This is a genomic window from Streptomyces sp. NPDC046977, assembly GCF_040644455.1.
Classification (GTDB): domain Bacteria; phylum Actinomycetota; class Actinomycetes; order Streptomycetales; family Streptomycetaceae; genus Actinacidiphila.
In genome coordinates this window covers 327890-340309 of record NZ_JBEYWO010000002.1, presented here as the reverse complement: position 1 = coordinate 340309, position 12420 = coordinate 327890, and the positions used below count along the sequence as shown (strand labels likewise).

Annotated in this window: 9 protein-coding genes; 6 read left to right on the top strand and 3 right to left on the bottom strand. The window is 73.7% G+C overall.

What is annotated here, in order from left to right; all coding sequences use genetic code 11:
* Positions 1-80: 80 nt before the first annotated feature.
* Together ABZ883_RS04080 and ABZ883_RS04075 are read left to right on the top strand one after the other, a co-directional pair.
* On the top strand, positions 81-353 hold the full coding sequence (locus tag ABZ883_RS04080) for a DUF2530 domain-containing protein (RefSeq protein WP_360901648.1): 273 nt from the start codon (positions 81-83) through the stop codon (positions 351-353).
* Positions 354-447: 94 nt separating this feature from the next.
* Complete coding sequence (locus ABZ883_RS04075; protein ID WP_360901060.1) at positions 448-2871, top strand: HAD-IC family P-type ATPase; 2424 nt, start codon at positions 448-450, stop codon at positions 2869-2871.
* A 38-nt stretch (positions 2872-2909) separates the two neighbouring features.
* Here the strand turns inward: ABZ883_RS04075 and ABZ883_RS04070 are convergent, their stop codons facing one another.
* The 3 genes from ABZ883_RS04070 to ABZ883_RS04060 form a co-directional block, all read right to left on the bottom strand.
* Positions 2910-3692: a calcium-binding protein gene (locus ABZ883_RS04070; RefSeq protein WP_360901057.1), complete on the bottom strand. Its 783-nt coding sequence runs from the start codon at positions 3690-3692 to the stop codon at positions 2910-2912.
* Between the two features lie 212 nt (positions 3693-3904).
* Positions 3905-7066, bottom strand: coding sequence for a molecular chaperone Hsp90 (locus tag ABZ883_RS04065; RefSeq protein WP_360901645.1), 3162 nt, complete (start codon positions 7064-7066; stop codon positions 3905-3907).
* Positions 7067-7702: 636 nt separating this feature from the next.
* Entirely contained in the window at positions 7703-8605 is a 903-nt protein-coding gene (locus ABZ883_RS04060) for a DUF3027 domain-containing protein (protein WP_360901054.1), read from the bottom strand.
* Between the two features lie 202 nt (positions 8606-8807).
* On the opposite strand from ABZ883_RS04060, the gene ABZ883_RS04055 reads away from it, so the two are divergent.
* The 4 genes from ABZ883_RS04055 to ABZ883_RS04040 all read left to right on the top strand — a co-directional run bounded on the left by ABZ883_RS04055 (position 8808) and on the right by ABZ883_RS04040 (position 12382).
* A complete protein-coding gene (locus tag ABZ883_RS04055) occupies positions 8808-10202 on the top strand; it encodes an MFS transporter (RefSeq protein ID WP_360901642.1) in 1395 nt (464 codons plus the stop codon).
* Positions 10203-10338: 136 nt separating this feature from the next.
* Positions 10339-10809 (top strand): hypothetical protein, encoded by a 471-nt coding sequence (locus ABZ883_RS04050; protein WP_360901051.1) that lies wholly within the window; start codon positions 10339-10341, stop codon positions 10807-10809.
* Between the two features lie 14 nt (positions 10810-10823).
* Positions 10824-11525, top strand: coding sequence for a futalosine hydrolase (locus ABZ883_RS04045; RefSeq protein ID WP_360901048.1), 702 nt, complete (start codon positions 10824-10826; stop codon positions 11523-11525).
* Positions 11522-12382, top strand: a complete 861-nt coding sequence (locus tag ABZ883_RS04040; RefSeq protein ID WP_360901045.1) for a 1,4-dihydroxy-6-naphthoate synthase — start codon at positions 11522-11524, stop codon at positions 12380-12382. The genes ABZ883_RS04045 and ABZ883_RS04040 overlap by 4 nt, the downstream gene beginning before the upstream one ends.
* The last annotated feature ends 38 nt before the right edge of the window (positions 12383-12420 follow it).

Genomic DNA, 12420 nt, shown 5'->3' with positions numbered 1-12420 from the left:
ACCCCGGCACCCCCCACCGCACCGCGGGCACAGACGGCACGGACGGCACCAACCGGCCGGCCACGGGCGCGAAGGCACCGTTGCGCGAGGCCCCGGCGCCGCTGGAGGCCAACGACGTGGCGACCGTCACCGTCGGCACCGTCGTCTGGTTCGCGCTGTTCGTCCTGCAGCTGCCCTTCTACGGCTGGTACGCCGACCACGGGCACGCGTGGATCATCTGGACCTGCCTGGCTGGCGGCGGCCTCGGCCTGATCGGCCTCTGGTACGTCCGCGCCCGCCGGGACGCCATCGCCCGCGCCGCGGCCGAGCGGCCGGGCGAGCCGGAACACGGCGAGCACGCCGAGCACGCCTGACCTCCTCCCCCAGAAGGACGACGGCCCCGGAGACCTCCCGGAGACGCACCACCCCGCGACGCGTCCTCGGCGATCCGCACGTACCGTCGAACCCATGACGGACCGCACGGGAACAGAGGCACGGGACACCGCGGGCGCCCTGCCGCCGGCACTGCGGGGGCTGACGGGTGCCGAGGTCGCGGAACGGGTGGCACGGGGCGAGGTCAACGACGTCCCCGTGACGTCCTCGCGCTCGCTGGCCGAAATCGTGCGGTCGAACATCTTCACCCGCTTCAACGCCATCATCGGCGTGCTCTTCCTGATCATCCTGGTGGTCGGCCCCATCCAGGACGGGCTGTTCGGCTTCGTGATCATCGCCAACACCGGCATCGGCATCTTCCAGGAGTGGCGCGCCAAGAAGACCCTGGACGGCCTCGCCGTCATCGGCGAGGCCAAGCCGGTGGTGCGCCGGGACGGCGTCCCGACCCGCGTCCCCACCTCGGGGATCGTGCTCGGCGACCTGATGGAGCTCGGGCCGGGCGACAAGGTGGTGGTCGACGGCGAGGTCGCCGAGGCCGACAACCTGGAGGTCGACGAGTCTCTGCTCACCGGCGAGGCCGACCCGGTGGTCAAGCACCCCGGCGACCCGGTGATGTCCGGCAGCTTCGTCGTCGCCGGCGGCGGCGCCTTCACCGCCACCAAGGTCGGCCGTGAGGCGTACGCCGCGCAACTGGCCGAGGAGGCCAGCCGCTTCACCCTCGTCCACTCCGAACTGCGCAGCGGCATCAGCCGCATCCTCAAGTACGTGACCTGGATGATGGTCCCGACCGCGATCGGCCTCATCGTCAGCCAGCTCGTGCTGGAGACCGACGACTGGCGCGAGGCCGTCCGCCGCATGGTCGGCGGCATCGTGCCGATGGTGCCCGAGGGACTCGTGCTGCTGACCTCGGTGGCCTTCGCGATCGGTGTGGTCCGGCTGGGCCGCAAGCAGTGCCTGGTGCAGGAACTGCCCGCGATCGAGGGACTCGCCCGGGTCGACGTGGTGTGCCTGGACAAGACCGGCACGCTCACCGAGGGCGGCATGGACGTCTCCGCGCTGCGCCTGCTGGACGGCCTGCCCGAGCCGTACGTACGGCAGGTGCTCGGCGCCGTCAGCGCCTCCGACCCGCGGCCCAACCCCACGCTCGCGGCGGTCGCCGAGGCCTACCCCGCGCCCGGCGACGGCTGGCACGTCACGGAGGCACTGCCGTTCTCCTCCGCCCGCAAGTACAGCGGCGCCGCCTTCACCGAGCCCGACGGCGACAGCAGCACCTGGCTGCTCGGCGCCCCCGACGTGCTGCTCCCCGGCGGCGACCGCGCCCTCGCCGAGATCGACGACCTCAACGCCCAGGGGCTGCGCGTCCTGCTGCTCGCCCGTGCCCGCAAGGGGCTGGCCGACCCCGCGGTCACCGCCTCGGTGACCCCGGCCGCGCTGGTGGTGCTGGAGCAGCGGCTGCGCCCCGACGCGGGCGACACGCTGCGCTACTTCGCCGAGCAGGACGTGCAGGCCAAGGTCATCTCGGGCGACAACGCGGTCTCGGTCGGCGCGGTCGCGGGGAAGCTGGGCCTGCCCGGCGCGCACGCCCCGGTGGACGCCCGCCGGCTGCCGGCCGACCGCGGCGAGATGGCGGCCGTCCTCGACCGCGGCACGGTCTTCGGGCGTGTCACGCCGCAGCAGAAGCGGGACATGGTGGGCGCGCTCCAGTCCCGCGGCCACAACGTCGCGATGACCGGCGACGGGGTCAACGACGTGCTCGCGCTCAAGGACGCCGACATCGGCGTCGCCATGGGCTCCGGCTCCGAGGCCACCCGGGCCGTCGCGCAGATCGTCCTGCTGAACAACAGCTTCGCGACCCTGCCCTCGGTCGTCGCCGAGGGCCGCCGCGTCATCGGCAACATCACGCGCGTGGCGACGCTGTTCCTCACCAAGACGGTGTACTCGGTGCTGCTCGCCCTGCTGGTGGTCATCTGGCACGCGCCGTACCCGTTCCTGCCCCGGCACCTGACGCTGCTGTCCACCCTCACCATCGGCGTGCCCGCCTTCTTCCTGGCCCTGGCCCCCAACAAGGAGCGGGCCAAGCCGCAGTTCGTACGGCGGGTGATGCGCTACTCGCTGCCGGCCGGGGTGATCGCCGGTGTCGCCACCTTCGTGACGTACCTGCTCGCCCGCCACCACTACCAGGGGCCGGACGCGCTCCCCGCCGAGACCAGCGCGGCCACGCTGACGCTCTTCCTCATCGCCATGTGGGTGCTGGCGATCGTCGCCCGCCCCTACACCTGGTGGCGGGTCGTCCTGGTGCTCGCCATGGGAGCGGCCTTCCTCGTCGTCCTGGCCGTCCCCTGGCTCCAGGACTTCTTCGCGCTCCGCCTCGTCGGCACCCAGGCGCCCTGGACCGCTGTCGCCGTGGCGGTCGCGGCGTCGGCCGTCCTGGAAGTGGTGTGGCGCCGGGTGTACCGGGCGGACAGCGACGAACAGGGAACGGCGCCGGACCGTCCCTGAGGACAGCCCGGCGCCGCCCGGGTGCGCGAGTGGTGTGGTTACCGGACGTCGATGTAGTCGCCGGCCGTGACGACCGGGGCAGCGGTCGGCGTGCCCTTGTAGGCGAATCGGTAGTACCCGTCGGCGGCGGCGTGGACGGTGGTCTTCAGGTAGCCGGACACGCTGGACCGGGTGCCCTTGACGTCCACGTACTTGGTGGTGCCGGCCTTGCGGAACTGCAGGGCCACGAACTGGTTGCTGTGGCCGACGTCCAGGTGGCTCTCCCAGTTGGCCTGCTTCAGGGTGCCGGTGATCGTGATGGTCTTGCCCTTCTTCACCGGCTCCGGGGCGGCGTTGACGGTCAGCTTGGTGCCACGCAGCACGCTGAACGTCTTCGCCGGGTCCTTCTGAATGGAGTCGCCGTCGGCGCCGAGCGCGTAGCCCCACATCTTCCAGGAGCCCGCCTGCGAGTTCTTGTTCACACCGAAGTGACGGTAGACGTCGGTGCTCTTCAGCACGATGGTGCAGGTGTAGGTGGTGACCGCGTGCTTGCCGCAGCTGGGCAGCGACACGCCCCAGTCGTGGTGGTTGACGTCCGTGCCGTGGTAGAGGATCCCGCTGATGTCGTTGAGGCCGTTCCGGTCGAAGGCCGTCATCTTGACCGTCACGGACGACGCGATGCCCGAGGAGCCGATCACGATGGGCTTGCCGTCGTTGACGCTCACGTTGTACAGGTTGGTGTCGCCGGCGGCCGGAGCGGCCTGGGCGGCGGGCAGCGCGAGAGCGGAAAGGGCCAGGGCGCCGACACCGACGACCGCGGCAGCGCGAATGCGCTTGTGCATGATTACCCCCACATCGAAACGGTCCCGCCGCGTTTCCCCCCGGCGGGTGACGTTGCCGTCGTGACCAATGTGCACGAGCTTTTCCGCCCTGCCGAGGGTTCTCCGGCGACCGGCGACGGCTCGTCGACCCGCTATTACCGGACGCGGACATGGTCACCGGTCATGTCGCACGGCAGCACCCGCAGTTCATGTACGCCGGGCCCCGCGCGAGCTCAGTCGAACCAGCGGTCCCGGGCCAGTTCCTCCGTCCGGGACTCGTCCTCCAGCAGCGCGGCGACCTCGAACCGGCGCTGCCAGGCGCCCGCCGCCCAGGACAGGCCCGCGGCGACGCCCTCCAGAGTGGCGGCGTGCAGGGTGCCGTCGATCCAGCGCCAGTCGAGTTCGACGCGGGCGCCGTCGGGGCCCTCGACGAGCAGCTCCTCGTGCTCGACGTACGTCAGGGGCGCGCCGGGCAGCAGCTCGCGCACCGCCTCGGCGACGTCGTGGAGCTCGCCCTCGGAGACGACGGGGGCGGCGAAGGCCTCGCTGAGCCGGCGCACCTGGAACAGCTCGGCAAGAGCGGCGGCACGCGCCGGCGGTACGGGCAGCAGCGGGAGGCCCCCGGCGAGCGGCAGCAGGTCCGGGGTGTCCGCGACGAGGGCGTCGGGGGCCTCGACGATCTCCGGGTACCGGCTGTCGACAACGGCCCGCAGATCGTCGGGCAGCGTCACCTGCTCGGGGTCGAGGGCGGCCAGCTGCGCGTAGAGGTGGTGCAGCTGGGCCGGGGTGGCGGTGCGGCGCGGGTCGACGAGCCGGCCGAGCAGTTCGGCGGCACCGCCGGGTTCGTCGAGCAGGGCGGCGGCGGAGGTGCGCACGCCGAGGGCGCGCAGCACCTGGTCGTCCACGGCGCTGGCCTCGGCCTCGTCGTACAGCCCGGCGAGCAGCGGGTCGCTGCCCGCGGCGCGCAGACCGACCGGCCGCCGCCCGTCGAGGACGGGATGGTCGCGCAGCCACCATGCGGTGTACGGGCTCACGGACTCCGTCGTGCCGTCGGGCAGCAGCACCCGCACCGGCTGGGTGATCGCGTCGCGCAGCGGCGGCACGGACAGCATGGCGAGCGCCTGCGGCCAGGCGTCGTCGTCGACGAGGTCGAGGTCGCGGACGGCGACGATCTCGGTGGCGACCGGCGGCACATCGGTGTCGGGCAGCTGGTCGAGGACGTCCTCGCACCACACGTCGACCGCGTCGAGCAGCCCGGCGTCGTCCGGCTCCGCCCAGTCGCTCTCCCGGGGCTCCAGCTCGTCCGGGTCGAGCACCACGTCGGTGGCGCGGACCAGGGCGAAGGTGGCCAGTACACCGACCGCGGTCAGCGGCTGCTCGCCCCAGCGGGACGCCAGGTCCTCGTCCACGGTACCGAGTTCACCCTCGCGGATGACCTGCTCGAACAGGCTGCCGGGCAGGACGAGTTCGCCGGCGGGGGCGAGTTCGCCCTCGTCGTCGGGGAGCGCGAGCGCCGCCAGCCACGGCTCGTCGCCGGGCGCGAGGTTCGCGGCACGGGCCAGGCCGAGGACGACCTCGGCCAGTTCCTCGGGGTCGAGGGCGTTCTCGTCCCAGACCTGACCGGCCTCCAGGGACGCGGCGACCGCCGCCCGCACCTGGGGAGTCGTCAGAACGGCACGGGGGGTAGCGGGGGTGGCGCCCAGCTTCTCCAGCAGCGGGTGCGTGGCGTCCGGATCGGCCACCTTCAGCCCCAGCCGGGCCAGTTCGGAGGCCGCGGGCAGGGCCGTGCCGGCCGCCGCCTGGTCCCCGTCGCCGTACACGCTGTCCATCTCCGGCAGCGGCAGCAGCACTTGACGCGGCCCCACGACCGTACGGCCGTCCGCCAGCGGCACCGGCAGCCCGCTGAGGCGGTCCGGGTCGGTACCGGCCAGCGAGTCGTAGAGCCGCCGCCACCAGGGCGCCGGACGCTCCGCACCGGCGAGACGGTCGATGGCGTCGCCCAGCGGCAACCGCGCCACGCCCAGCACCCGCAGCTCCGGGCGGCGCTCAAGACCGGGAGGCAGCAACGTCGGGAAGACCTCGGCCAGCACACGGACGGTCTCCGCCCCCGCGCCCTCGACGACCTCCGCCTCCACCGGGCGCAGCGCGGCCGGCAGAGTGTCCTCCTCGTCCGGGCCCACGGGAACGTCCGCCGCACGCGGCAGAAAAGCCACCCGGGGCAGCAGCTCCAGCACCCGGCGGCGCAGCTCTGCGTCCAGCTCGCCCTTGCCGAGCGGTCCGGGCACGAGGTCCACGATGCCCGGGCCGACCGGCCGCCAGCCGGCCAGCAGCGTCACGAACGCCTCCGCGGCCCGTTCCACCAGGAACGCGGTCAGCGGGCCCGGCGCGGCGTGCCGGCGGGTCGGGTCCAGCGGGAGCGAGGCGATCAGCAGCGCGGGCAGGCCCAGCGGCTCGTCCGTCGGCGTCGGCGCGTGCACGAACGGCGCGGTACGCGGCCGCTCCGGCTCGCCCTCGGCCCCGACGGGCACCGCCCAGGTCACCGACCACACCGGCCGCAGCCGCTCCTCGACCGGCCGGTCGGCCAGCAGCGCCGGGTCCAGTTGCCCGGCGTCGGTCACCGTGCGCCAGCGGGTCGTGCCGTTCGCGCTGTCCTCGACCACGGTCAGGCCGTCGTCCGTGCGGCGGGTCAGCGTGCGCACGCCCTCCGGCGTCTCCACGACGACTTCGGACAGGCCCGGGAGGGTCAGCAGCAGCGCGTCGTCGATCGAGGCGAGCAGACGGCCCGCGAGGTCGGCGGCGGCGCCGTCGCGCAACGGCAGCACCACGACGGTGTCGTAGCCGTCCGGAGCGGTGCCCTCGGCCGGCAGCGGCAGCCGCAGCACCGGCACATGGCCGTCACGCCGGCGCAGCTCGTCGGTGAGCCCCGGCGAACGGCCGCCGGTCTCGTTCGCCAGATCGCGTGCCTCCGCCAGCGACCAGCGCACACCCCCGGTGCGGCTGAGGATTGCGGGCTCGTCCGACACGGCGAGCACGGCGGAGAAACCCACGCCGAAGCGGCCGACCACGGCCGCGGCATCGGCCGCCTCGCGCTTGGCGCTCGCCCGCAGCGTCGACAGGGACTCGACGCCGACGGCATCGAGGTGCGCGCCGGTGTTCGCCGCGGCGAGCACGTCCCCCCGGAGGGTGAGCCGCAGCCGGCCCGGCACGCCGGCGCGGATCGCCGCGTCCGCGGCGTTCTGGGCCAGCTCCACGACGAGGCGGTCCCGGTAGCCGCCGAGGGCGAGGTCCTCCTCCGCGTTGGCGTCCTCACGGAACCGGGCGGGCGACGCCGCCCACGCGTCCAGCACGGCCCGGCGCAGCCGGTCCGTCCCGAACGGATCTGCGCCCCGGTCCATCGCGGTCCCGCTCACGTCGCCTCTTCCCCTCACGTCCAGCCTGTGGGCCCGACGCTACCGTCTTTCCCCGCCCTCCCGCCCGTGTGCCCGGCGCGGTCCGGGCGCCCCGACGCAAGTGGTGCGGGGGCCGGGTTCGGGGCCTCCGGGGCTGCACGTCCTGGACTGGATATTTACGTGCGTTTCCAGCACTTTCCGCTGTTCGCCCCGGGTACCGCACACAAATATGCCGTCCAGAACATCCACCCTCCCCCAGCTACCGCTGGGAGGTGCCCCCAACTCCCCCGCCCCCTTCGTGAGCTCTCGCGCCTGATCCCCGGTGGGTGGGTATGGACGGAACCGTGCTCGGGCACCCGTTGGCGCCGCGCCGTCCAAGTGCGCAGCCGTCACCGCCCACAGACACCCCACCGGCCGTAAGCCGCCCCAACCGACCCGGGAGGGGGTGTGGCGGGGTGCGCCCGGAAGCGACGAGCGGTGACCGCGGTACACGAATGTCAGGGCCGACCCGCGAGCGCTGAGGACGTACCCCGGCGCGGCACCGACCCCACAGCACACGTGCGGGGCCCGCACTTACCGCGCCGGGCACACGGGCGGGAGGGCGGGGAAAAAACCCAGGCCCGGTCAGGCGAAGCGCAGCGCCTAGCTGTGGCCCAACTCCTCCTGCGGAGTCGAGTCCTCGACCGACCCCTGCCGGTCCGGATGAAGCGGCAGCGGCTCCACCGCGGTCTCGTCCAGAACGGGCGGCGCCGGCCGCGGCGTCTTCGGCATGACCGCCGCCTCGGAGTGGGCGCCGCAGCCGTACGCGAGGGAGACGACGCGCCCGTCCGCGGGCGCGAACTCGTTGGCGCACACGCCGAAGGCCTGCCGGAGGGAGCCCGCGAGGGGGACGAGGAAGCCGCAGGAGACGCACTGGGCCGGGGCGGACTGCGCCATGGGGGCCTTGGGCCCGTACTCGTCCTCCCAGCGGTCCGCGGCGACGTGCAGCCCGTAGCGGGAGAGCACGCGCGGGCGGCCCATGCCGATCTCCTCGGCCACCGCGGCGATGGTCCCGAAGGAGGGCGCCATGGGCAGCTGCGCCGGCGGGCCGGCGGCGACGTCGGCGTCCTCGGCCTCGACGAGCTCGGCCATCTCCTCGGAGACGGCGGAGTTCGGCGGCGGGACGTCCTCGCCGGAGAAGCCCACTTCGAGGCGCAGGTCCTCGGACTCGGTGGGCAGGAGGTCGCCGGGGCCGAGGTCGCCCGGGCGGAGGCGCTCGCTCCACGGCACCCATTCGGGGGCGAGGACCGCGTCGGGGCCGGGGAGCAGCACGGTCTCGTCGAGGGTGACGGCCTTGGCCCGGGAGGCGCGGGTGAGGGTGACCGCCCACCGCCAGCCCCGGTAGCCCGCCTCGCGGCAGTCGAAGAGGTGGGTGACGACACGCTCGCCCTCGGCCACCGCTCCGAGGTGCTCGCCGACCGCTTCGGGGCCGAAAGCCTCGACGGCCGCCTCGAAGGCAACGTCGATCGCCTCGGCGCACAGGCGGTCAGGGGTACGGCTTCGCATCGCAGCACTCACAAGAATCGATTCTCTCCTACGCCGTTTCACGCGTGCGCCGCCGAGACCGGGCGGGCGGTGGCGGAGCGGACCGGAGGACCGCTTCAACGCTGCCGGCCCGAACGAGCTCGGGCGCACCTGTTGACTCCATTCTGCGCGATCGCACGCTATCGGTGCGCACCCCGTTCGGAAAGCCGCCCGGTAGGGCAGACTGGCCAGCGTGGCACGCACAGTGACGTCCGGCCCCGGTCCGGTCCGCAGGGCGGGGACCGCTGTCGCGCGTGCCGCGCAGCGTTCGTCGGGCGCTGTGGTGCGCCGCGTCCGACGTCACACGCATGCCGGGGGCGCGGGCGAGTCGGGTCTGGCGAAGCTGATCGAGTTGCACGCGGTGAACAGCGCGGGCGACATGTTGATCACGATCGCGCTCGCCAGCACGATTTTCTTCTCGGTGCCGACGGGCGAGGCCCGCGGCCGGGTCGCCCTGTACCTGCTGGTGACGATGGCGCCGTTCGCGCTCCTCGCGCCGGTCATCGGCCCGCTGCTGGACCGGGTGCCGCACGGGCGGCGCGCGGCAATGGCGGTCTCCATGCTCGTACGGGCGATCCTCGCCTGGACGATGGCGAGTGTGGTGGCGACGGCCGGGCTGGAGCTGTACCCGGCCGCGCTGGGCGTGCTGGTCGCCTCGAAGGCGTACGGCGTGGTGCGCAGCGCGGTCGTGCCACGGCTGCTGCCGGCCCGTACGACGCTGGTGAAGGCGAACTCACGGGTGACGCTGGCCGGTCTGCTGGCCACGGCCGCCGCCGCGCCCATCGGCGGCCTGCTGCACCTGCTGGGGCCGGGCGCGCCGCTGTACGGGGCCTTCGTGGTCTTCGCCTGCGGCACGCTGCTGTCCTTCTCGCTCCCGCACAAGGTCGACTCGGCGAAGGGCGAGGCGCGCGCCGAACTGACGGCCGGTGCCGGCGCGACCTCCCTGGACAAGGAGGACCGGCGACCGGGCCGGCCGCGTCGGCCGGGGCTGGGCAGCGTCGGCGGCCCGGTGCTGTACGCGCTCCAGGCGAACGCGGCGCTGCGCGCGTTGTCCGGGTTCCTGACGCTCTTCCTGGCGTTCCTGCTGCGCGACCACCCGCTGGGCGGGCTGTCGGGCCCGGTCTCGCTCGGTGTCGCCGCGGTCTCCGCGGGGGTGGGCAACGCCTTCGGCACCGCGCTGGGCTCATGGCTGAAGGACCGCGGCCCGGAGCGGATCATCATGTTCGCGATGATCGGCGCGCTGACGACGACGTGCGTGGCGGCGGCCCGGTACGGGCTGCTGACCATCGCGCTGGTCGCGGCGGGGGCCGGGGTCGCGCAGGCGCTGAGCAAGCTCTCCCTCGACGCGATGATCCAGCGGGACGTGCCGGAGGAGGTGCGCACCTCGGCCTTCGCCCGGTCCGAGACCGCTTTGCAGCTCGCGTGGGTGATCGGCGGTGCCGTCGGCATCGTGCTGCCGCTCAACGGCACCCTGGGGATGTCCGTGGCCGCCTTCATGGTCGCGGTCGGCTTCACCTTCTCGGTGCGCGGGCTGGTCTCCGCCTCGCGCCGCCGGGCGACGCGCCCCCGGACGGTGTAAAGGGCCCGGCGTTTTCCCGCGGCGGCCGCGTGCCGCGGGAGGCCGGGCGGCAGCCGGGCGGCGGAAACCCGAGGTGGCGGGGACACGAGCCGACCCCCGCGCAGCGCGGACGCACCCGCCCGGTAGCCTCACCCCCATGAGCATTCGCCGCCGCGCCGCCGCCCTCGGGGCCGTGTCCCTCGGGCTGATCGCCCTCTCCGCCTGCGAGAAGCCGACGCCCATGGTGACCGTCACCGTCGGCGGCGACAGTGTGACCACCGAGGCAGCCGACAACTGTTACGCAGACGGTGACAAGCTGACGGAGAAGGCCTTCCTGGCCTGTCTGAACGGCACGCCGAAGAAGACGCTCACGGTGCACACCGGCGACAAGGTGCGGATCGGTGTGGACCCGTCGATCTCCGACAAGGGCTGGGTCGTGGCGGCCGGCACCTCCGGCAAGTCCGGTCTGCTCAAGGACGTGACCTACCGCTCCATCGACGCGGAGACGCTGTTCTCGGACTCCCAGACCGGGCAGACCACCGACGAGGTCACCCTGAACGTCATCGAGACGGCCGGCACCCAGGAGTATCTGGGCGTCTGGCAGTTCAAGCTGAAGATGGCGGACTGACCGGCGCGCCGCGGATGACTCCCCGCCTTCTGGTCGTCACCGCCGTAGCGGCGGAACGGGACGCGGTCGTGCGCGCTTTCGGCAGCCGTCCCGCCGAACATCCGCTGCCCGGCGGGCGGACGGCCCTGCGCGCCCCGACGGCCACGGTGCTGGCCGCGGGCGTGGGCCCGGCCGCCGCGGCGGCGGGAACGGCGGCGGCGCTGGCCAGCGCCCCGTACGACCTGGTCGTCTCGGCCGGTATCGCCGGCGGGTTCGAGCCCGTGGCACGCATCGGTTCGACCCTGGTCGCGGAGTCGATCGTGGCGGCCGACCTCGGCGCCGAGGGACCGGAGGGCTTCATCCCGGTCGCGGAACTCGGCTTCGGCACCTCCGCCCACCATCCGCCGCGGGAGCTGTCGCGGCGCGTCGCGGAGGCGCTGGGCGCCGGGTACGGGCCGCTGCTGACCGTCTCCACGGTCACCGGATCCGCGGAACGGGCCGCCGAGCTGATCAAGCGGCATCCCGGCGCGGTGGGCGAGGCCATGGAGGGCTTCGGGGTCGCCGAGGCCGCCGTGGTGCACCGGGTGCCGGTGCTGGAGATCCGCACCGTCTCCAATCCCGTCGGGCCGCGGGACCGGGCGTCCTGGCGGGTGCCTGACGCGCTCGACGCGCTCACGGAGGCGTTCGCGCTGCTGCGGAAGCAGCCGGACCTGCTGGACGTTGGAGATCCGACATGAGTGAATCCGCCGCGCTGCGCATCGCGTACTCCCCCTGCCCCAACGACACGTTCGTCTTCCACGCCCTGGCGCACGGCCTCGTGCCGGACGCGCCGGAGATGGACGTGACGTTCGCGGACATCGACATCACCAACGGCATGGCCGAGCGCGGCGAACTCGACGTGCTCAAGGTGTCGTACGCCGTGCTGCCGTACGTCCTGGACGAGTACACGCTGCTGCCCGGCGGCGGCGCGCTCGGCCGGGGCTGCGGCCCGCTGGTGCTGACCGCCGAGGAGGGCTCGGGCAAGGGCGCCGACCTCAGCGGGCGCACGGTCGCGGTGCCGAGCGAGCGCTCGACGGCGTACCTGCTCTTCCGGCTCTGGGCGGCCGCCGAAGTGCCGGGCGGCGTGGGCGAGATCGTGGTCCTGCCGTTCCACGAGATCATGCCGGCGGTGCGCGACGGCCGGGTGGACGCGGGCCTGGTCATCCACGAGGCGCGCTTCACCTACCAGAACTACGGCCTGCACAAGCTCGCCGACATGGGCGAGCACTGGGAGCAGACCACCGGCCTGCCGATCCCGCTGGGCGCGATCATCGCCAAGCGCTCGCTGGGCCAGGAGCGGCTGCGCGCACTCGCCGCGGCGGTGCACACCTCCGTCCACATGGCCTGGGACGACCCGGACGCCTCCCGCTCCTACGTCATGGAGCACGCGCAGGAGATGGACCCGAAGGTGGCGGACCAGCACATCGGGCTGTACGTCAACGAGTTCACCTCGGCCCTCGGCGAGGACGGCTACGCGGCGATCCGCGGCCTGCTCACCCGGGCGGCGGCCGAGGGACTGGTACCGCCCCTCGGCCCCGGCGCGCTGGACTTCTGACGCCGGTCTCCGGCCGCGCGGGCCGGCCCGACCGCGCG

Bases quoted from the DNA above. Each gene is read 5' to 3' on its own strand.
- ABZ883_RS04075 (WP_360901060.1), top strand. From the start codon at position 448: ATGACGGACCGCACGGGAACAGAGGCACGGGACACCGCGGGCGCCCTG.
- ABZ883_RS04070 (WP_360901057.1), bottom strand. From the start codon at position 3,692: ATGCACAAGCGCATTCGCGCTGCCGCGGTCGTCGGTGTCGGCGCCCTG.
- ABZ883_RS04065 (WP_360901645.1), bottom strand. From the start codon at position 7,066: ATGGACCGGGGCGCAGATCCGTTCGGGACGGACCGGCTGCGCCGGGCC.
- ABZ883_RS04060 (WP_360901054.1), bottom strand. From the start codon at position 8,605: ATGCGAAGCCGTACCCCTGACCGCCTGTGCGCCGAGGCGATCGACGTT.
- ABZ883_RS04050 (WP_360901051.1), top strand. From the start codon at position 10,339: ATGAGCATTCGCCGCCGCGCCGCCGCCCTCGGGGCCGTGTCCCTCGGG.
- ABZ883_RS04045 (WP_360901048.1), top strand. From the start codon at position 10,824: ATGACTCCCCGCCTTCTGGTCGTCACCGCCGTAGCGGCGGAACGGGAC.
- ABZ883_RS04040 (WP_360901045.1), top strand. From the start codon at position 11,522: ATGAGTGAATCCGCCGCGCTGCGCATCGCGTACTCCCCCTGCCCCAAC.